The sequence below is a fragment of the Allokutzneria multivorans genome, assembly GCF_039537405.1.
GTDB lineage: Bacteria > Actinomycetota > Actinomycetes > Mycobacteriales > Pseudonocardiaceae > Allokutzneria > Allokutzneria multivorans.
In genome coordinates this window covers 549,747-569,052 of the sequence record NZ_BAABAL010000005.1, presented here as the reverse complement: position 1 = coordinate 569,052, position 19,306 = coordinate 549,747, and the positions used below count along the sequence as shown (strand labels likewise).

The 19,306-nt window shown below is 68.9% G+C and carries 20 protein-coding genes and 1 tRNA gene; 12 read left to right on the top strand and 9 right to left on the bottom strand.

Going from position 1 to position 19,306, the window contains the following annotated elements:
- Positions 1 to 115: 115 nt before the first annotated feature.
- From topA to ABD798_RS06610, 4 genes are all read left to right on the top strand, one after another.
- Entirely contained in the window at positions 116 to 2,950 is a 2,835-nt protein-coding gene (gene topA / locus ABD798_RS06625) for a type I DNA topoisomerase (protein ID WP_344871683.1), read from the top strand.
- Between the two features lie 102 nt (positions 2,951 to 3,052).
- Entirely contained in the window at positions 3,053 to 3,457 is a 405-nt protein-coding gene (locus ABD798_RS06620) for a hypothetical protein (RefSeq protein ID WP_344871681.1), read from the top strand.
- A gap of 40 nt (positions 3,458 to 3,497) precedes the next feature.
- Entirely contained in the window at positions 3,498 to 5,450 is a 1,953-nt protein-coding gene (locus tag ABD798_RS06615; RefSeq protein WP_344871679.1) for a bifunctional MFS transporter/dTMP kinase, read from the top strand.
- Between the two features lie 3 nt (positions 5,451 to 5,453).
- A complete protein-coding gene (locus ABD798_RS06610; protein ID WP_344871677.1) occupies positions 5,454 to 6,662 on the top strand; it encodes a DNA polymerase III subunit delta' in 1,209 nt (402 codons plus the stop codon).
- Between the two features lie 17 nt (positions 6,663 to 6,679).
- On the opposite strand, the gene ABD798_RS06605 is transcribed toward ABD798_RS06610, so the two are convergent.
- Positions 6,680 to 7,441 (bottom strand): SDR family oxidoreductase, encoded by a 762-nt coding sequence (locus ABD798_RS06605; RefSeq protein ID WP_344871675.1) that lies wholly within the window; start codon positions 7,439 to 7,441, stop codon positions 6,680 to 6,682.
- A 265-nt stretch (positions 7,442 to 7,706) separates the two neighbouring features.
- Here ABD798_RS06605 and ABD798_RS06600 point away from each other — a divergent pair, with 265 nt between their 5' ends.
- A complete protein-coding gene (locus tag ABD798_RS06600; RefSeq protein ID WP_344871673.1) occupies positions 7,707 to 8,909 on the top strand; it encodes a glycoside hydrolase family protein in 1,203 nt (400 codons plus the stop codon).
- Here the strand turns inward: ABD798_RS06600 and ABD798_RS06595 are convergent.
- Positions 8,906 to 10,399, bottom strand: coding sequence for a hypothetical protein (locus tag ABD798_RS06595; protein ID WP_344871671.1), 1,494 nt, complete (start codon positions 10,397 to 10,399; stop codon positions 8,906 to 8,908). The genes ABD798_RS06600 and ABD798_RS06595 overlap by 4 nt on opposite strands.
- Before the next feature lie 163 nt (positions 10,400 to 10,562).
- Here ABD798_RS06595 and ABD798_RS06590 point away from each other — a divergent pair.
- Positions 10,563 to 10,636 (top strand) — tRNA-Thr (locus ABD798_RS06590).
- Between the two features lie 41 nt (positions 10,637 to 10,677).
- Here the strand turns inward: ABD798_RS06590 and ABD798_RS06585 are convergent.
- A complete protein-coding gene (locus tag ABD798_RS06585) occupies positions 10,678 to 10,896 on the bottom strand; it encodes an AMED_5909 family protein (protein WP_344871669.1) in 219 nt (72 codons plus the stop codon).
- A 131-nt stretch (positions 10,897 to 11,027) separates the two neighbouring features.
- Here ABD798_RS06585 and ABD798_RS06580 point away from each other — a divergent pair, with 131 nt between their 5' ends.
- Positions 11,028 to 11,771 (top strand): DUF5919 domain-containing protein, encoded by a 744-nt coding sequence (locus ABD798_RS06580; RefSeq protein ID WP_344871667.1) that lies wholly within the window; start codon positions 11,028 to 11,030, stop codon positions 11,769 to 11,771.
- Positions 11,772 to 11,779: 8 nt separating this feature from the next.
- Positions 11,780 to 12,250 (top strand): NUDIX hydrolase, encoded by a 471-nt coding sequence (locus ABD798_RS06575; protein WP_344871664.1) that lies wholly within the window; start codon positions 11,780 to 11,782, stop codon positions 12,248 to 12,250.
- Between the two features lie 319 nt (positions 12,251 to 12,569).
- On the opposite strand, the gene ABD798_RS06570 is transcribed toward ABD798_RS06575, so the two are convergent.
- Together ABD798_RS06570 and ABD798_RS06565 are read right to left on the bottom strand one after the other, a co-directional pair.
- Complete coding sequence (locus ABD798_RS06570) at positions 12,570 to 13,169, bottom strand: SMI1/KNR4 family protein (protein WP_344871662.1); 600 nt, start codon at positions 13,167 to 13,169, stop codon at positions 12,570 to 12,572.
- Positions 13,166 to 13,675 carry a GNAT family N-acetyltransferase gene (locus ABD798_RS06565; RefSeq protein WP_344871660.1) on the bottom strand — a complete coding sequence of 170 codons (510 nt, stop codon included), beginning with the start codon at positions 13,673 to 13,675 and terminating at the stop codon, positions 13,166 to 13,168. The genes ABD798_RS06570 and ABD798_RS06565 overlap by 4 nt, the downstream gene beginning before the upstream one ends.
- A 144-nt stretch (positions 13,676 to 13,819) precedes the next feature.
- Here ABD798_RS06565 and ABD798_RS06560 point away from each other — a divergent pair, with 144 nt between their 5' ends.
- Complete coding sequence (locus ABD798_RS06560) at positions 13,820 to 14,104, top strand: chorismate mutase (protein ID WP_344871658.1); 285 nt, start codon at positions 13,820 to 13,822, stop codon at positions 14,102 to 14,104.
- Here the strand turns inward: ABD798_RS06560 and ABD798_RS06555 are convergent.
- Together ABD798_RS06555 and ABD798_RS06550 are read right to left on the bottom strand one after the other, a co-directional pair.
- The gene (locus tag ABD798_RS06555; protein WP_344871656.1) at positions 14,067 to 15,074 is read right to left on the bottom strand and encodes a serine hydrolase domain-containing protein; all 1,008 of its coding nucleotides are present in this window, start codon (positions 15,072 to 15,074) and stop codon (positions 14,067 to 14,069) included. The genes ABD798_RS06560 and ABD798_RS06555 overlap by 38 nt on opposite strands.
- Positions 15,074 to 15,610: an MOSC domain-containing protein gene (locus tag ABD798_RS06550; protein WP_344871653.1), complete on the bottom strand. Its 537-nt coding sequence runs from the start codon at positions 15,608 to 15,610 to the stop codon at positions 15,074 to 15,076. Before ABD798_RS06550 ends, ABD798_RS06555 begins: the two co-directional genes overlap by 1 nt.
- Positions 15,611 to 15,656: 46 nt before the next feature.
- On the opposite strand from ABD798_RS06550, the gene ABD798_RS06545 reads away from it, so the two are divergent.
- On the top strand, positions 15,657 to 16,784 hold the full coding sequence (locus ABD798_RS06545; protein WP_344871651.1) for a winged helix DNA-binding domain-containing protein: 1,128 nt from the start codon (positions 15,657 to 15,659) through the stop codon (positions 16,782 to 16,784).
- Between the two features lie 78 nt (positions 16,785 to 16,862).
- Positions 16,863 to 17,252: a hypothetical protein gene (locus tag ABD798_RS06540; RefSeq protein WP_344871649.1), complete on the top strand. Its 390-nt coding sequence runs from the start codon at positions 16,863 to 16,865 to the stop codon at positions 17,250 to 17,252.
- On the opposite strand, the gene ABD798_RS06535 is transcribed toward ABD798_RS06540, so the two are convergent.
- Together ABD798_RS06535 and ABD798_RS06530 are read right to left on the bottom strand one after the other, a co-directional pair.
- Positions 17,229 to 18,197: an N-acetylmuramoyl-L-alanine amidase gene (locus tag ABD798_RS06535; protein ID WP_344871647.1), complete on the bottom strand. Its 969-nt coding sequence runs from the start codon at positions 18,195 to 18,197 to the stop codon at positions 17,229 to 17,231. The two genes, ABD798_RS06540 and ABD798_RS06535, sit on opposite strands and share 24 nt — an antisense overlap.
- 121 nt (positions 18,198 to 18,318) lie before the next feature.
- On the bottom strand, positions 18,319 to 18,777 hold the full coding sequence (locus ABD798_RS06530; protein WP_344871645.1) for a DUF4442 domain-containing protein: 459 nt from the start codon (positions 18,775 to 18,777) through the stop codon (positions 18,319 to 18,321).
- Between the two features lie 52 nt (positions 18,778 to 18,829).
- Between ABD798_RS06530 and ABD798_RS06525 the strand changes: the two genes are divergently transcribed.
- Positions 18,830 to 19,237 carry a MerR family transcriptional regulator gene (locus ABD798_RS06525; RefSeq protein WP_344871643.1) on the top strand — a complete coding sequence of 136 codons (408 nt, stop codon included), beginning with the start codon at positions 18,830 to 18,832 and terminating at the stop codon, positions 19,235 to 19,237.
- The last annotated feature ends 69 nt before the right edge of the window (positions 19,238 to 19,306 follow it).

Sequence of the window (19,306 nt, the reverse complement as noted above, 5' to 3'; positions counted from 1 at the left end):
GAGGCGGCACGCGGGTGTGCCACTCTGTCAGCTCACCCGCAACACCGAGGGTGACCGCGCTCGGTGCACACTTGCGAACCGGGACGTACTACAGGGACGAGAGAGCGGTATAAGCGTGGCAGGGTCGACACGGGCGAAGAAGGACGGCGGTGACGGCGGTTCGGGCACGCGTCGCCTGGTGATCGTCGAGTCACCGGCGAAGGCGCGCAAGATCGCCTCCTACCTGGGCAGGAACTTCGTGGTGGAGTCCTCGCGAGGGCACATCCGCGACCTGCCGAGGGGCGCGGCCGACGTACCGGCCAAGTACAAGGGCGAGGCGTGGGCCCGGCTCGGCGTGGACGTCGAGAACGACTTCGAGCCCCTCTACATCGTCACCCCGGACAAGAAGTCCACGGTCACCGAGCTCAAGGAGGCGCTGAAGAGCGTCGACGAGCTCTACCTCGCGACAGACGGTGACCGCGAGGGCGAGGCCATCGCGTGGCACCTGATGCAGACCCTCAAGCCCAAGGTCCCGGTGCGGCGGATGGTCTTCCACGAGATCACCGAGCCCGCGATCCGCGCCGCCGCCGAGAACCCCCGCGACCTCGACCAGCACCTGGTCGACGCGCAGGAGACCCGCCGCATCCTCGACCGCCTCTACGGCTACGAGGTCAGTCCCGTGCTGTGGAAGAAGGTCATGCCGAAGCTCTCGGCGGGCCGCGTGCAGTCGGTGGCGACCAGGATCGTCGTCGAGCGCGAGCGCGAGCGCATCCGCTTCGTGCCCGCCTCGTACTGGGACATCTCCGCCGTCATGGAGACCCAGAAGACCGACGGCGACTCGGCGAACCCGCGCTCCTTCGGCACCCGGCTGATCTCCGTCGACGGCACGCGCCTTGCGACCGGCCGCGACTTCGGGCCGGACGGCAACCTCCGCGCGACCTCCGAGGTGCGCACGCTGGACGAGGCCGAGGCGCGCCGCCTGGCCACCGGGCTTGCCAACGCGGCAATGGCCGTGAGCAGCGTCGAGGAGAAGCCGTACACGCGGAAGCCGTACGCGCCCTTCATGACCTCGACACTTCAGCAGGAGGCCGGGCGCAAGCTGCGGTTCACCGCTGATCGGGCCATGCGCACCGCGCAAAGGCTCTACGAGAACGGCTACATCACCTACATGCGTACCGACAGCACCACGCTGTCGGAGACCGCGATCACCGCTGCCCGATCGCAGGCGACGGAGCTCTACGGCGCGCAGTTCGTCTCGGACAAGCCGAGGCAGTACACGCGCAAGGTCAAGAACGCCCAGGAGGCGCACGAGGCCATCCGCCCCGCCGGTGAGGTCTTCCGCACCCCCGGCCAGGTCGCGCGTGAGCTGGAGGCCGACGAGTTCAAGCTCTACGAGCTGATCTGGCAGCGGACCATCGCCTCGCAGATGGCCGACGCCAAGGGCACCACCATGACCGTGCGCATCACCGGCACCGCCGCGAGCGGTGAGGAGTGCACGTTCTCCGCCTCCGGTCGCACGATCACCTTCCCCGGCTTCCTCAAGGCCTACGTCGAGACCGTCGACTCCGAGGCGGGCGGTGAGGCCGACGACGCCGAGACGCGCCTGCCCAGGCTGACCAAGGACGAGCCGGTCACCGCGACCGAGCTGAACCCGGACGGCCACACCACCAACCCGCCGCCGCGGCTGACCGAGGCGAGCCTGGTCAAGACGATGGAGGAGATGGGCATCGGCCGCCCCTCCACCTACGCCTCGATCATCAGCACCGTCCAGGACCGCGGCTACGTGTGGAAGAAGGGCTCCGCGCTGGTGCCCTCGTGGGTGGCCTTCGCTGTGGTCGGGCTGCTGGAGCGGCACTTCGGCCGCCTGGTCGACTACGACTTCACCGCCGCGCTGGAGGACGAGCTGGACGGCATCGCCGCCGGTCGTCAGGAGCGCACGATCTGGCTGTCCGGGTTCTACTTCGGCGGCGATGTCGGCCCCGACGGCTCGATCGGCCGTGCCGGTGGGCTGAAGAAGCTGGTCGGCTCGTCGGTGGAGCAGATCGACGCCCGCGAGGTGAACTCGATCCCGATGTTCGCCGACGACAAGGGCCGCACGGTGATGGTCCGCGTCGGGCGCTACGGCCCCTACCTGGAGCGCGACGGCGACAGCGGCGCCGATGGCGACGTGCAGCGGGCGAACCTGCCCGACGACCTGCCGCCGGACGAGCTGACCTCGGAGATCGCGGAGAAGCTGTTCTCGACCCCGATGGAGGGCCGTTCGCTGGGCACCGACCCGGCGAGCGGCAACGAGATCGTGGCGAAGGAGGGTCGCTTCGGGCCCTACGTCACCGAGGTGCTGCCGGAGGACGCGGGCAAGGTCAAGCCGCGCACCGGCTCGCTGCTGAAGTCCATGTCGCTGGACACCGTGACGCTCGCCGACGCGCTCAAGCTGCTCTCGCTGCCCAGGGTGGTCGGCAAGGACCCGGAGAGCGGCGACGAGATCACCGCGCAGAACGGCCGCTACGGCCCGTACCTGAAGAAGGGCACGGACTCGCGCTCGCTCGCCACCGAGGACGACATGTTCACCGTCACCCTCGAAGAGGCGCTGAAGATCTACTCGGAGCCGAAGAAGCGCGGCAGGCAGGCCTCGGCGGCCCCGCCGCTGAAGGAGATGGGCAACGACCCGGTCTCCGGCAAGCCGATGATCGTCAAGGAGGGCCGCTTCGGCCCGTACGTCACCGACGGCGAGTACAACGCGTCGCTGCGCAAGGGCGATGACGTCGAGACGCTGACCGATGAGCGCGCGGCCGAGCTGCTCGCCGAGAAGCGGGCGAAGGGACCGGCGCCGAAGAAGAAGGCGGCGGCCAAGAAGCCCGCCGCGAAGAAGCCGGCGGCGAAGAAGACCGCTGAGAAGAAGACGACGACCGCTGAGAAGAAGCCCGCCGCCAAGAAGCCGGCGGCGAAGAAGGCTTCGGCTTCGAAGTCCTGACCCACCCGGTGCAGAGGGGCCCGCTGCGGCCCCTCTGTCCGTTTTTCCGGGCTTGAGGGCGCGGCGACGGGGGTGGACACTCGCCCGAGGAGGTGAGGGCCTGTGAGCTCTGATGCGTTGTTCGGCCCGGACGGCACCCAGGCCCCGCCGCCCCCGCCCTCCTTCCCGGACGCGTTGAGCGCACCGGCCGAGCTGGACTTCGTCGACCAGCCCAAGATCGCGGTCCGACCTCCCGGCCTGCCCGATCCGGACGCCGTCCAGCGCGCCGTCGAGCAGGTCATCGCGGCTGAGCGGGCTCCCGTGCCGAAGCAGCGCCCCCGTCAGCGCAGGCAGGCGCCGGTCCAGCAGCCGATGCGGCCCATGCAGCCGATGCCTCCCGCGCTGCCCCAACCCCAGCCCCAGCAGCAGGCCAAGCCCGGCGCGGGCTGCGGCATCAGCGCCATGATCTTTTTCGGACTCCTGCTCCTTGGCTTCATTCTCAACGTGGCTGAACACCTCTTCCCCTAGTCTGAGCACCGCTTCGGCTGATGCGAACGGGTGATCTGACGTGGGTGATGCGGGAACGCCGCCGGTCTCGACCGCTCACCGGGTCCGCAGCGTGCTGGCCATCCAGCCGTTCCGCAGGCTGTGGGCCGTCAACGCGCTGAGCAGCGTCGGCGACTGGCTGTCGCTGCTGGCGCTCTCGGCGCTGGCGACCAACATGACCAGCGGTTACCAGGCGCAGGGCTTCGCGCTCGGCGGCGTCGTGGTCACCAAGCTGCTGCCCGCGCTGCTGTTCGCCCCGGTCGCGGGCGCGCTCGCGGACAAGTTCGACCGCCGCGCGCTGATGGCGATCTGCGACGTGCTGCGCTGCGTGCTGCTGGTGAGCGTGCCGCTGGTGGGCTCGCTGTGGTGGCTGTTCGTCGCGACCTTCCTGATCGAGCTGGTCACGCTGTTCTGGGCGCCCGCCAAGGACGCCGCCGTACCGAACCTGCTGCGCAGGCCGGACCAGGTGGAGACGGCCAACCAGCTGAACATGGTGATGACCTACGGCGTCTCCGTGGTCGCGGCCTCCGGCCTGTTCACCGCGCTGACCGTGATCGGTCCGACGCTGGCCCTCCAGCTCAGCCCGACGGGCACGATGGCGGTCGCGCTGCTGCTCAACGCGGTCCTCTACCTCGGCAACGCGATCACCGTCGCGGTGCGCATCCCGGAGATCTCCAGCCGCGCCCACGATGCCGGGAAACTGGCGGGGGAGAGCCTGTTCGCCCTGGTCCGCGGCGGTCTGACGTTCGTGGGGCGGACGCCGCTGGTGCGCGGCCTGGTGATCGGCATCGGCGGGGCGTTCGCGGCGGGCGGCGCGGTGATCGCCTGCGCGAAGCTCTACGCGCTGAGCCTCTCCGGCGGTGACGGCAGCTACGGCCTGCTGTTCGTGTCGGTGTTCTCCGGGCTCGGCATCGGCATGGTGTTCGCGCCGAAGCTGGCCGCGCGCATGCCGCACAACCGGCTCTTCGGCGCCGCGATCATCGCGGCCGGGCTCGCCATGGTCCCGGCGGCGCTCGCCCCGCACCTCTGGGTGGCGCTGGCGACCGTGGCGCTGGTCGGCACGTCGGCGGGCGTCGCCTTCCTGACCGGGATGACGATCATCGGCGCGCAGGTGGAGGACACCGTGCGCGGCAGGACCGTCGCGTTCATGCAGTCGCTGGTCCGGCTCGTGCTGATGGGCGCGATGGCGGTGGTGCCGCTGCTGGTCGCGGTGGTCCCGCCGATCACCTTCGAGGCTCTGGGCCGCGCGGTGCGGATCGACCCCACCAGGCCGGTGCTCTTCGCCGCCGGTCTCGTGGCCGCGCTCGCGGGGGCGATCGCCTACCGGCAGATGGACGACAGGCGCTCCGGAGGTGTCCGCGACCTGCTGTCCGCGCTGGTCAGGACCCCGCGAACGGGCAGCGGCCTCTTGTTGTCGGTGGAGGGGGATACCGTCGGGGAGACGGCCGCGCAGGCACGCCTGCTGGTGGACTGGCTTCGCGAGGGTGGACGCGAGGTCCTGCTGGCGGGAGACCCGGCCTCGGAGGGCGAGCGCCTGCGCGACCTGGCCGAACACGGTGGCCTGACCGGACTTCGGGCGCACTCGTTGCTGGCCGCCGCGGTCCGCGCGGACGTGGTGGAGCGGCAGGTGGTGCCCGCGCTCGAAGCCGGTTCGGTGGTGGTCCTGGTGTGCGAGCCGAGTTCAGGGTCCCCGGACGGGCTCGTGGACTGGGCGACCGGGCGGTTGCGTCCCGAGGTCACCGTGCTGCTCGACCGCGCCCAGGACGGGCCGGCCGGGCGGATCGAGTACACGTGGCGGCACGTGCTGACCGAGCTCGCGGCGGCGGACCCGGAGCGCTACGTGGTCGTCGACGCGGACGGAGAACGGGAGGAGGTGGCACTCAGGGTGCGGGAGGCGGTGCTTCCCGCGCTGTCGGCGCGGCGCGTTACGGTGCCACCGACCGATGGGTCCCTGGCGAGTTCCGAAGCGGGGTAATGCGTGAGCACCGGAGTGTGGGCCGAGGTGGTCGGCCAGCCGGAGGCGGTGGCCGTGCTCGGAGCGGCGGCCCGCGCCGCTGACGAGCTGGTGTCAGGACGTCCGGTCACCCCCGGGGCGATGACGCACGCGTGGCTGTTCACCGGCCCTCCCGGCTCGGGGCGGACCACGGCGGCCAAGGCGTTCGCGGCGGCCCTCCAGTGCTCGTCGGCGGGCTGGGGCGATGTGCCCGGCTGCGGCGAGTGCCAGGCGTGCCGCACGGCGCTCGGCGGTACGCACCCGGACGTGCGCGTTGTGGCTCCGGAAGGACTGTCCATCGCGGTGGCGGAGATGCGCGCCCTGGTGCAGATCGCGGCGCGCAGGCCGACCACCGGCCGCTGGCAGGTCGTGATCATCTCCGATGCCGACCGGCTCACCGAGGGTGCTTCGAACGCGCTGCTCAAGGCGATCGAGGAGCCGCCGGAGCGCACGGTGTTCCTGTTGTGCGCGCCGTCGGACCACCCCGAGGACATCTCGGTGACGATCCGTTCGCGGTGTCGTGCGCTGAGCCTGCGCACGCCCCCGGCATGGGCGATCGCGCAGGTTCTCCAGGACCACCACGGTGTTCCGGAGGACATGGCGGCGTGGGCGGCTTCGGTCAGCGCCGGGCACATCGGACGCGCTCACCGGCTCGCGACGGACCCCGAAGCGCGCACGCGGCGCGAGGCCGTGCTGAGCATCCCGCTCGGCCTGCGCAGGCTCGGCGACGTCTTCACCAAGGCTGATGACCTGGTGAAGTCCGCCGAGGCGGAGGCGAGCGCGCTCAGCGAGACCAGGGACGAAGCGGAGAAGGAGGCGCTGAAGACCGCGATGGGCTCCGGCGGCACCGGGCGTGGTGTCGCGGCGGCCGAGCGCGGGGCCAAGGCTGCCTTGCGGGACCTGGAGAAGCGGCAGAAGTCGCGGGCGACGCGGACCCAGCGGGACGCGCTGGACCTGGCGCTGATCGATCTCGCCGGGTTCTACCGCGACGTGCTGACCGCGGCGGTGCGCTCCGAGGTCACGCTGAACCACCCCGACCGCGCGGCCGACGTGCGCACGGCCGCGGCGGAGTGGAGCGCTGACTCAGCGCTCCGCCGACTCGAAGCGGTGATCCACTGCCGGGAAGCGTTGGGGCAGAACGTGAAACCCCGGATCGCGATCGAGGCCATGCTGACGTCCCTGCACCGGGGCTGATCCTTGGGGCTGACGCTTCAGCGGCCGAGCCAGCCGCCGTCGACGACGAGCGTGTGCCCGTTGACGTAGTCCGACGCCGAGGACGCCAGGAACACCGCCGCGCCGACGACGTCGTGCGGCTCGCCCCAACGACCTGCGGGGATGCGGGAGCGGATCGCGGGCTCGCGCACGGGGTCCACCAGCAGGGGAGCGGTGTTGTTCGTGCGGATGTAGCCGGGGGCGATGGCGTTGACCTGGACGCCGCGCTCGGCCCACTCGTTGGACAGCGCCTTGGTCAGCCCGGCCAGCGCGTGCTTGCTCGCCGTGTAGCCGGAGACCAGGATGCCGCCCTGGAAGCTCAGCAGCGACGCGATGTTGATGATCTTCCCGCTGCCTCGCGCCAGCATCGGCCCGCCCACGGCCTGGGCGAGCGCGAACGCCGAGTCCAGGTTCACCGACAGCACGCGCCGCCACTGCTCCAGCCCGAGTTCGGCGGCGGGCTCGCGGTGGATCATCCCGGCGTTGTTGACCAGCACGTCGACCTGTCGTTCGGCCAGCAGTTCGGCGATCGCCGGGCCGACCGCGCTCGGGTCGCTCAGGTCGAGCACCAGGCGCTTCGTGTCCGCGCCGGTCGCCCTGACCTCGGCATCCACCTCGTCGAGGTCGTCGGTCCGGCCGAGCAGGACGACATCCGCCCCCGCCGCTCCGAGCCCGATCGCCACGGCCCTGCCGATACCGGTGCGGGCGCCGGTCACCAGCGCGGTCCGGCCGCGGAGCGAGAACAGCTCAGCAACGTCCACTGTGGACTCCAGCTGGCGCCGCTCCCGGGTTCTCGGCGGGCGATTTCACCAGTGTGAAAGGAAAGCTGGTCCGGCCGTGCCGTACCGCCATGCGCTACCTCCGCCTCAAGCCCGGTTGGCCCCTTCCGCGCGCCTGCGGTCGATGCCACGATGTCGTTCGCAGCACATGGAACTACGTTCCGCCCGACGGAACAAGGCTTGTGCGAAGCCGCCTCGCGACTCCCCATTTCCGCCCCAAAGCCGCCGCCGCGACGAAAGGGCAGTGATGACAGCGCTTTCCAGGAGGCTGGTCCTCGGCGGTGCCGCAGCGGCGGCGACGACCCTCGGCCTTCCGCTGGCCGGTGGGACCGCCCAGGCCGCGCCGAGGGCTTTGCGAGACGGCCTCGACTACTCGGTGCGCAAGCTGCGCGCCGTCGCGCCGGGCATCACCCGGTTCCCGGAGGAGACGAAGTTCGAGAAGTGGATCTACACCGACGGCGGCGGCTGGGTGGGCGGCTTCTGGCCCGGCCTGCTCTGGCTCGCGCACGTGGAGACCAAGGACCCGCTGTTCCGGCGGCTGGCCGAGGAGTCCGCGCAGCGCTTGGCTCCGCGCCGGACCGACCTGGGAACGCACGACCTCGGCTTCCTGTTCTACCCGTCGTGGGTCACCGCCTACCGGCTCACCGGTGAGCGCGCGTGGCGCGACGGCGCGATCCAGGCGTCGGACTCGCTGATCCGGCGCTACAACGCCAAGGGCAAGTTCCTCCGCGCCTGGGGGCACATCAACGACCCCGGCAACGCGGGCCGCGTCATCATCGACACGATGATGAACCTGGACCTGTTGTTCTTCGCCAGCAAGGAAACCGGGGACGCCAAGTACTCCACGATCGCCGTCGAGCACGCCAGGACCACCGCGAAGTACTTCCTGCGCCCAGACGGCTCCACACCGCACGTCTACGACTTCGACCCGGCGACCGGAGCGCCGATCGGGCCGAACACCGTGCAGGGCTACAGCCCGACCTCGTGCTGGTCGCGCGGGCAGTCCTGGGCGATGTACGGGTTCACCACCGTCTACCGGCGGACCGGGCAGCGCGAGTTCCTCGACGTGGCAACGAAGTTGGCCGATCACGTCCTGCCGTACCTGCGCACCGATCCCGTGCCTATCTGGGACTACCGCTCGCCCTACGCGCCGCACGACATCCGCGACTCGTCGGCGGGGGCCATCACCGCGTGCGCGCTGCTGGACCTCGCCAAGATCACCGGCAACAACCGCTATCGCGACACGGCGGTGTCCGTGCTCAACGCGATCACTGACACCTGTCTCACGACGAAGTCCTCGCGCGCCGAGGCGATCGTTGCGCGAGGAACTCGTCATCGCAGTGCTGAGGGCGGCATCGAGGTGTCGCTGCCCTACGGCGATTACTACTACGTCGAGGCGTTGCTGAGGCTGTTCCGCCCCGCTGAGCTCGGCGCCGCGATCGGGCTCTAGGTACGGCGGCGGTCAGGCAGGGCCGCCACCATGATCACGCCGACCAGCAACAGGAACGTTCCCGTCCAGAACAGGGGAACCGTTTGGTAGGCCGCGCTGGTGTACGCCAGCTCGGGGCCGGGCGGCGATCCCTGCGGTTCCGGCGAGGCGACGCCCTGCGTGCTGGTCGGCGTGATCGCCTTGCACACCACGCCTCCTGGCGGTGCCGACGCGCGCGCGACCTGCTCGCCGAATGCGACCTGCGCGAGCGCTGCGGGAAGTCCCGGCAGTGCCAGCGCGTCCGTTGGCAGCAGCTGCAAGTCCATCAGCCTCGCCACCGCTCCGACGGAGCTGCCGTCGCGCTTTTCCTTGAGCTGCCCCACTTCCAGGCGCAGCACACCGATGTCGAGCTTGCGTGCGCCAGCACCGACGATCGGCAGATTTCCCAGGCCTGGCAACGGAATCCCGACCGGTACGTCCAGCCTCGGATTCGCCGCGTCGAGCGTGCCGAGCGTCTTTCCGCCCTGCGACACCCGCAGCACCGGCGCCGTGTACGTCACCTTCGACGTTTTCGCGTCGCCCGTGGACAGCGCCGTCAGCGTCGGCTTGCTGACCACGTCGATCCTGATCTCCTGCGGTGTCCCCGCCAGCACCTGGATGCTTGCCAGCTGCACCGTCGAGACCGCGCTCACCGCTTTGCCCTTGTGGTCTGGCACGTCCACCAGCCGCACCGTCGACTGCGCGCTCATCGTCTCCGGCAGCCGCACCAACGAGCCGTTCGCCGTGAGCAGTCCGCCCAGTTGGCTCAGCGGCGCGGCCAGCCCCTTCACCGCTTCGATCAGGTCCACCTTGCCCGCCGCGATCGAGCTGAGGTCGGAAATCCTTGGCAGGGAAGGGATCGTGTTGATCGCCGACAGGCTCGCCACCGAGGTCTTCGCGTCCGCCACCGGCTCCACGCACGGCCCGAGCTTGTCGTCCCAGCGCGCGTGCACCGAGCCCTCCACCAGGCCGATGTTCAGCAACGGGTTCGCGGGCGGCGTCAGCCCACCCACCGTCGGCTTCGCGTTGTCCGGGCTCGCCGTCTGCGCCAACGCCCCCGGCGTCCGCGGCGCCCTGCCACCCAAGGCGAACCCGAACGGCGAGGACTCCGCGATCGCCCTGTCGTGCGCGTAGACCGCGTGCGAGTTCCCCTGCGCGATCGCCAACCCCACGCCGAACTCGCCCGCCGCCTGCTTCGGCAGCTTCTTCTCCTGCTCGTCCGTCAACCCCGGCGCGTCCGTCTGCACCGACCCCGGCAAGACCCGCACCAGCCCGAGCCCCGCCCCCGCGTCCCCGATGATCGGCCCCGGTTGCGGCGTCGGGTTCGGGTTCGTGAACGGCGGCTGGCTCGGGTCGACCGGTGTCGGCACCGGCGTCGTCGGCGGGGCCGCGAGCGCCGGCGCCGCGCAGAGCGCTGTCAGCAACGCCGCTGTCGGCAGGGCGACGGTCAGAGGTAATCGGCGGGCACGCATCGGCGGGTGTCCTCCTCGCGGGCTGGTGTGACGCAGAGCACCACGCCGTGCTCAACGACCGATGTGCCCGAAGGGTGACGCTCTGGTTCGTTGCCGCAGCTCAGGGCCTTGTGGGATACCTGTTCGGAACCTGGCCGTCCGCCCGCTACACTTGTCACGCCTCGCCGCCTTAGCTCAGTCGGCCAGAGCGACGCACTCGTAATGCGTAGGTCAAGGGTTCGATTCCCTTAGGCGGCTCAGCGAGGACCAGGGCGCTTCCCACCGGGAGGCGCCCTGGTTCATGTCCGGGCCTCCTCAAACTCCGCGGCCTTCTGCCGCTCATGGCTGACCCAGTACAGCGCTTCGTGATGGTGGCGACGGTCGATGTCGGCAACGTGCGCGTAGACCTGCTCGCTACGCCGGTAAAACTCCCGCCAGAGTTCAGGCTGCTGTGCGCCCGGCACAGGCCGCAGACGCCGCAAGACTTCGTGCGCTTCCCTCAGCGTCTCGACCTTCATCGCTGCATCCCACCGGTCTCCTGTCGCCACGTCATCAGAGCAACCGAAATCCCGAGACACCGGCACCGCGCTGTAGGACTTTTTGAGACGTCTCGCGTCCATTCGCGTCCTAGTCGTCCCTCGGAGGGGGCATGGCGAACGAACGGCTACGAGACGCGCTGGCCCGCAATGGCCTCAGCTACGAGCAGATCGCCGAGGCAACCGGGGTCGATCAGAAGACCGTCGAACGCTGGATCACCAAGGGCCGCACGCCCTATCCGCGCCATCGCCACGTGATCGCGTCGATGGTCCGCGAGACCGAGACCTACCTCTGGCCGGATGCCGTTGTCCCCGAACGCAAAGCCCGGATCACCGAGTCGGAGTTGGTCAAGCTCTACCCGCACCGCAACTCCATCCCTGCGGACCTGTGGGACCACCTGATCACCAACGCCACTGAGCACGTTGAGGTGCTGGTCCATGCCGCGATCTTCCTGATCGAGCGCCCGACCTTCGTCCGCGACCTCGTGCGCAAGGCCGAGGCCGGAGCCAGAATCCGCCTGAACTTCGGTGACCCAGCCAGCCGTGACGTTGCCCGCCGCAGTGAAGAAGAGCAGCTAGGAAAGGGCACGCTCGGGTCCCGCATCCGCAACGCCCTGGCCTTCTACCGCCCCCTGCAAGGCGTCGAGGGCATCGAGATGCGCTTCCACAAGACCACGCTCTACAACTCGATCTTCCGCTTCGACGACGAGATGGTCGTCAACACGCACATCTATGGCTTTCAAGGTGCACACGCGCCCGCCTTGCACCTGCGTCGCCTCACTGCAGGCGAGTTGTTCGAGTCCTACTCTGAGAGCTTCGAACACGTCTGGAAACTGTCCAAGCCAGCGACGTTCTAGGGAGCTACATGGGCCGCGTGGACTACGTCAACGACCCCAACGCCCCGAAGGTCAACAGCATCCGCCCTGCCGTCAGTGTCTTCGTCCAAGATTCGCGCGGCCGCATCCTCATGATCCGCCGCACCGACAACGACAAGTACGGCCTCCCCGGCGGCGGCCAGGAACCCGGCGAAACCCTCACCCAGACCGCCGTCCGCGAAACAGAGGAGGAGACCGGCATCCACGTCGAGGTTACCGGTCTCATCGGCCTCTACTCCGACCCCACTCACGTCATCGCCTACGACGACGGCGAAGTCCGCCAAGAGTTTTCGATCTGCTTCCGCGCCCGACCAGTCGGCGGTGACCTCCGCACCAGTAGCGAATCCAAGGAAGTCCACTGGGTTCAGCTTGAACGGCTGGACGAATTGGACATCCACTCTTCGATCAGACTTCGCATCCAGCATGGCTTACAGAGTCGTCGAGAACCTTATTTTACGTAGAATCTAGCTGGCATTGGCGCTGAGTTCCGAAGACTTATCGCGTTCGACGTCTCTTCAGGTCAAGTAAATGACCAATCTGTGCGATCTTCTTGCGGCCGATGACGCTTGAGCAGATCCTCAACGTCAAGCGGTAGACGGTGGTGTCCTGCCAGCCGTCGGGTTCGCTGGTCTTCAAGACCCGCAAACCCCTGGCCGTATCGGGGTTTGAGGCGGTTAACGATGATCGACAGCGGGGTTTGGCGGTCTTGAAGACCGGCAAACTCCCGGTGTTCTGCGCTTCAAAGGGCTGCGGAACGCGGGAGCCGAGAGTTGCGTGCGGTCAGACCCAGTCGAGGGTGCCGTCGTCGAGGGCTTCGGGTTGGTAGCCGGTGATGTCGGTGTTGTGGTCGAGAGAGTGGGCGATCTCGGCGAGCATGGTTGCGGTGTTTGGCCAGCTGGGCTCAGACACTGCGGCTTCGTATTTTTCCCACTGCATGACGCAGCCGTGGAGAGGGCCGGAGCGTAGGTCGACGAAGAGGTAGTCGCCGCCGCCGTTGTGCGCGAGGGGGAGCCACACTGGGAGCCAGAAGGTGCATGCTGAGCCAGCGGGGTCGGCTGCGAGGGCTGCGGTTTCGGCGGCGTCGTCGCAAGGAGCGATGTCGAGCATTTCCTCGCGGTGCTCGATCGCTTCGTCTGCCGTGAAGGGGGCGAAGCCGGGGATCAGGCGGCCCTTGATGAAGTCGGTTACACCGCAGGATCGGCGCCACCATGCGAGGAGATCGGCGGGTAGCTCTCGGTTGAGAAGGGCCTCGACGACGGCGATTTCGTTCTTGGTCGCGGGTCGGCCGATGTGGGCTGCGGATACGGGCACGTTGCGGTGCAGCCAAGTGACGACGCGATCCCAGGACTCCTCAGCAGGGTGAGTCATCTGGGAAATCATGCCAGCATCAGGGACTTCACGAGGAACCGCGCGGGATCGGCGATGTCGTAAAGGTTTCCGTCGTCGTCGGTGTACTGGTAGCGGTCGAGGTAGTGGAGGCCGGTTTCCTGGTAGCCGAGACGGAGGTAGAGGGCGGCGGCTTGGGTGTTTCCGTCTTCCACGCCTAGGCCGATCTGGTGGTGGCCGCGTTGGCATACAAGGGTTTCGGCGAAGGAGATGAGGGTTGTGCCGATGCCGTGGGACCGGAGTTCGGGCGGCCAGACGTCGAGGCCGTTGAGTTCTGGGCAGGTGGGGTAGTGCTTGTTGATCTCAGGAGCTGCGCAGCCGTTCCAGAAGATCTCGCCTGCGCCGACGGGGCGTTCGTCGAGCCATGCGATGAGGAATGTGCTCTGACCGAGTTGCTGGCGTTCGAACCGCGTGGCGTGACGAGCGGGTTGGCCTGGCGTGGGAATGTGCTTTTGTAGCAAGGCGATGTCTTGTTCCTCGCAAGGGCGAACGGTGACCATCTATACCCCTCTGTCGGCAGGTTTGAGCGGGAACGACTGTCGGGCCGTGCGCCAGATTTGATGAGGCCGAGCAGGTTTACGTGGCGAAGCACCTCGCCGTCGTGGTCCCGAATCCATTGCGTCACGGCATGCGAGGATCGCGTGATGGCTGAACCGAAAACGTTGGCTGAGGTTAGGGCGCGGATCGATGAGCTGGACGCGGAGCTGATCGGGAAGTTGGCGGAGCGTCAAGGGCTTGTGCGCGCGGCGGCGGTGTTCAAGGCCGATGAGCACGCGGTGCGGGCGCCGGGGCGGGTGGAAGAGGTGGTGGCCTTGGCGCGGAAAAGGGCGGTGGAGGAAGGGCTGGCGCCTGAGGTGGCGGAAGCGGTGTGGAGGGCGATGATCGGGGCCTTCATCGACTGGGAGATGGGTCAAGCAGGAGTTCGTTGAGCGCGCGGGCGATGGGCCAAGCGCCGTCGGAGGTGTTGGAGATGACGGTGTAGGTGAGGCCCGTGGCGGGGTCGTGGGCGCTGCGGAACGAAACGCCGGCGTCGTAGCCCTCCAACTGGAGAACGTCCCGGGTGAGGTGCATCCAGAAGCCGAGGCCGCAGCGCAGGTACGAGTTGGAGCTGCGGGGGCGGACCATCTCGGCGACCACAGCGGGCGGGACGATGCGGCCGGAGAAGAACGCGGGCCAGAAAGCGCGGAAGTCGGCGGCGGTGGAGTAGATGCCGCCATCGCCGTTGCCGCGCACGGGCAGGTGGTGGACGTTGGTGCGCAGTCCGGTAGCGGCCAGGTAGCCGAGAGCCGTGCGGCCAGGAAGCGAATCGGAGCGCAGAAACTCGGTGTCGGACATGTTCGCTGGTTTGCAGACGCGGGAAAGCACCAGGTCGTGGAAGGGAATGCCGCTCGCGCGCTCGGCGATGAGGGCGAGGACGACGTAGCCGCCGTTGCAGTACGACAAATCGGTGCCGGGGGCGAATTTGGTGGGGAAGCCGTCGAGCACGGCGAGGAAGTCCGACGTGGTGGCGAGCGCGTGGACGGGCACGGGGAGCACGTAGTCGTTGATGTCGCCACCGGCGTCCTCGTCGAAGTAGTCGCCGATGCCGGAGCGGTGGGCGAGGAGGTGCTCGACGGTCACGGCGGAGTCGATGAGCGGCAGGTCGTCGCCGAGCAGCGACCGCGCGGTAGTGGAAAGGCTGAGCGTGCCGTCGGCGACGAGGCTCATCACGGCCAGCGCGGTCAAACCCTTGGTGCCACTGGCGATCGCGAAGCGGGTGTCGAGTTCGTTGGGGATGCCGTAGCCGCGGTGCGCGAAGCCGTAGGCCTCGGCGAACTCGACGGAATCGCCGCGGCTGACGGAGATGACGCCGGAGAAATCGTTCGAGGCAGCCAGCGACGAGACATCGGCGTAGGTCATCAGACGGGCTCCAACCGCTCGTGGGGCTGAGCGGGGAGCTCGACCCGGATCTGGTCGCCGGGGCGGACCTCGCCGCCTGTCACCACGACGCCCATGATTCCGGCCTTGCGCACGACATCGCCGTTGGAGTCGCGGCCGAGCACGGCGGGCAGGACGCCCTTCTGGAACCGGTCGATCTGGACGCAAGGGTTGCGGAGGCCGGTCACGCGCACCACCGCGTTTGCCCCAACGTGCAGCAGCGTGCCGGTGGGCAGGCCGAGCAGGTCGATGCCGCGCGTGGTGATGTTCTCGCCGAGCTCGCCGGGGCCGACGCTGTAGCCCGCTTCGGCCAGCTCGTCGTGCAGCTCGGCGTGGATGAAGTGGACCTGGCGGAGGTTCGGCTGGCTGGGGTCGCGGGCGACGCGCGAACGGTGCTTGACGGTCTCGCCCATGTGCGCGTCGCCGTCGACACCGAGCCCGGCGAGCAGTGTGATCGACTCGTGGTTGGGCTTGCTGAACGAGTAGGTGGCGTTGCGGCTCACGGCGGCGACGAGCATGCGGTTCCTCCGGCGAGTGTCGGTGGGCGGAGCTAGCTTTCCCAGCATGGGTGAACGGCTCTCGTTGGTCGAACAGAATCGCGCGCTCCTGGCGCGCCAGGGGCTGTTGGAGCGGTGGCGCGCGCCGTTGACGGACGTCGTCGAGTCGATCGGAGCGCTCCAAGCGCAGCAGTGGGGCGCGCTGCCGGTCGCGCTGTGGACGCGGATGCACGACTTCGAGCCGGACGAGCTGTACAGCGCGTTCGAGCGGCAGGAGCTGGTGACGGGGCAGTTCCTGCGCGGGACGCTGCACGCGGTGACGGCGCGGGAGCAGCCGTACTACTCGATGGTGGTGCAGGACGGCGGCCTCAACGCGTGGCAGCGGACCAAAGCGGAGTCGAATGGCGAGGACCTCCGGAAAGCGTTGCGCGAGTACACAGACGGCGTGACGCGGACCGTGGAGGAGTCGTGTGCCTTCATCGAGGACTGGGTGAGCGCGAATCCGGGGGCGATCGCGGATGAAGAGCATGTGTTCCAACGGGATCGCAAGTGGCGGCCGTTCCGCGCGACGAGTGACTTCATGCGGTGGCCAGCGAGCGGGGAGTGGGGGACGAAGGCGCCGGAGGCGCACCGCACCGCGCCGTGCCCGCCAGGGGAAGGGCCCGACGGCGAAGAAGCACTCGAAGCCGTTGTGCGTTGCCATATAAGGGCTTTCGGGCCAGTAACGGCTGAGGACACGGCGTACTGGATGGGCTGGAAGGTGCCTCCGGTGCGCAAAATGCTTGAAGCGCAAGGAGATCTGCTGCGGTTCACCGACGAGGCGGGGCGCCCGCTCTACGACCTCCCGGACGCGCCGAGGCCGGACGCGGAAACCGTTGCTCCGGCGCGGTTTCTCGCGCCCTTCGACAGCGTTTTGCTTGCGTACGAAGCGAAACGACGGCAGCGCGTGCTGCCTGATGAGCACCGGTCGGCCGTCTACATGAAGGCGAACCTGCGCGTGCTGCCGACGTTCCTGGTGGACGGCCTGGTGGCAGGGCTCTGGGGGAGCGAGCTCAAGCGCGGCGAGGCCACGCTGACGCTCCAGCCGTTCGGCAAGATCACCAAGGCCGCGCGCCGCGAACTCGACGCCGAGGGGGAGGGTTTGGTGCGCGTGCTGCACCCGCGCGCCAAGAACTGGCACGTCGTCCTTGAGTGATAGGTGCAGCTTCATGACCGGTAAAGCATCCAAATGGCTGATAGCCGCCAAAAGTGTGACGGCGAACACTCCTCGGTCATGCGTTCAGACCTCGCGGAGCCACTCTCCGTCATGTCGCGCCGGAGACGGTCGCGGCACGGGCCACTGGCCCACGCCCTGGAAACCATGCTGGAGCGGGACGAGCGCATCCGCGCCGTGGCCGCGGGGCTGTCGCCAGGGATCGGGGACGTGCTCCTCGCGGCCACGACGCGGCGCATGGTCGCTGTCGCGCACGGTGGCTGGGCGGTCTCGGTGTTCTACCCGCAGATCGCCAGCGTGGTGACCGGCGGCTGGCTGGGCCTGACCGTCACGATCACCACCGCCGGCACCGTTCTGTGCTTCCGCGCACCCGGTCACTCCGGGCGCGAGTTCGCCGACGCCGTCCGGATCGGGACGCCGATCGTGTCAGGCGGCCTTGCGGCGGTCTAGCTCCTCCTGCGCTGCCCGCGCCACCGCCGCGAGCTGCTCATCGGTCAGCTCACCCCGCCGCTGCTGGACGGTGTCGGCCGCCGCGCTCGCCAATCGTTTGTTGATGTCCTCGTCCTTGATCTCCGAGGGCTGGTTCGGCTGGCCCGCCGCCTTCCACGCCGCGAGGTTCGCGTAGGTCAGCCACACCCACGCGGCGTGCTTGATGTTCGGGTCGTCCGGGTTGTCCAGCACCTGGTTCCACACCGCCGCAGGCAGTTGCGGCAGGCCGTCCGCCGCCATCCAGGCCGCGACGTTGGCGTAGGTCAGCCACACCCACGCGGCCTGCTTGTTCTCCGGCTTGTCCGGCTGGGCCAGGATGTGGCTCCACACCGCCGTGGCGATCTCCTCTGGGCTTGGCATGCCACCCTCCATCCATTCCCCGACGGAGCCCCGGAAGCCGCCCATGTCGCCGGGCCAGCCGGCGGGGTCGATCTTGCGGTTGGGGGCCCACTCCTTGTGTGCCAGCGCTCGGTCCGGGCCCAGCCCGACGTGCCCGAGCAGCGCCGCGACGCCGCGCGGGTACGACTCGTGCTGGGCCGAGGTCCAGTCGCCGCGACCTGTCGACTCCGCTTCGACGCCGATCAGGTGGTTGTTCCCGTTGTCCCTCCCGCACCACGACGCGTAGCCGGCGCCCGCGTGGTACGCGAGGCCGGCGGCGACGACGAACCAGGTGCCGTCCCGTCCGAGTCCGAGGTTGCACAGGGGCCCGGCCAGGCCCGGACGGCCGTTCACGAGCACGCCCTGCGAGGGGAAGTTCCCGCTCGCCGGTCCGGCGGTGTGGTGCAGGAGCACACCCCGGACATCGGAGAAGTTGCCGTGTCCCCGGTTCTGCCAGCCGCCGATCTCCACCACGTCCAGGCCGGCTTCGCGCAGGACTCCTGGCATCCAGGTCAGCGCGTAGACCACGGTTATCACCTCCAGAGAACTGGTCGGTGCGGTCCGCTCGCAAACCAGTCTGGGGGTGAAGAAGAAACGGGGTATACCTCCAACTAGATGACGTTTGCCCGAACGGCTGTGGAGTACCCGTTTAGCCCTTGGAGTGCGGTTTCAGGGTCCAGACGATGTCCAGCCGCCCGGTCTCCAGCCCCTCGGCGTCGTTGATCGTCACGTGCACGGGGACGTCGGGGCGGATGCCCGCCTTCAGCTCCGCGATCGCGTCGGCGGCCGGCCTGCCCAGCACGGCGGTCGCGGTGAGACGACCGCGCGCGAGCTTGGCGTAGGTGATCTCGCCCTTGGTCGGCAGCGGCGTCGCGATGGCCAGCTGCTCGATGAACGCGGCCGCGACCAGCGCTCCGGAGGCGGTCTCGGCGGCGCCGAACATCATGGCCGCGTGCGGCCCGCCGACGTGGTTGCGGTTCTCCTCGAGATCGGGCAGTTCGACGACCACCTTCTCCGGTCCCGCCTCCAGGAACTGGATGCCCACCGTGCGCACCCACGGGACGATCTGTCGCATCATTTCGCCGACCTGGCTGGTGTCCACGCTCATGCCCACGGACATTACTCGCGAGTAACAACGCTTGGCCAGGTCCGGTTCGGGAATGTCCGCGCCGGGTGCCGTCGTTGGGGTCGGAGTGCTGATCGGAGAGCTGGCCGAGCGCACGGGGGCCAGCCCGCGTTCGCTGCGGTACTACGAGCGCCAGGGCCTGTTGGTCGCCGTGCGCAAGGGCAACGGTTACCGCGAGTACGACGCCGAGGCGGTGCGAACGGTCTGCGTGATCCGTTCGCTGCTCGACGCCGGGCTCAACACGGAGACCATCGCCAGGATGCTGCCGTGCATGCGGATCGAGGGGCCGCGCGTCGTGCCGTGCGCCGGGTTGGTCGAGGACCTGGCCGCGCAGCGGCGGCGGATCGACGGCGAGATCGCCGCGCTGAACCACTCGCGAGGGCTGTTGAGCCAGGTCATCGATGCTGCGAGGAGTGAGGCTCCGGTGACCGTGGGTGCGTGAGAGTTCTCCCACAGCATATTTCAGTTGCTAAGAGAACCCGGTGCATCGCATGCTTGTACCCAGCAACTA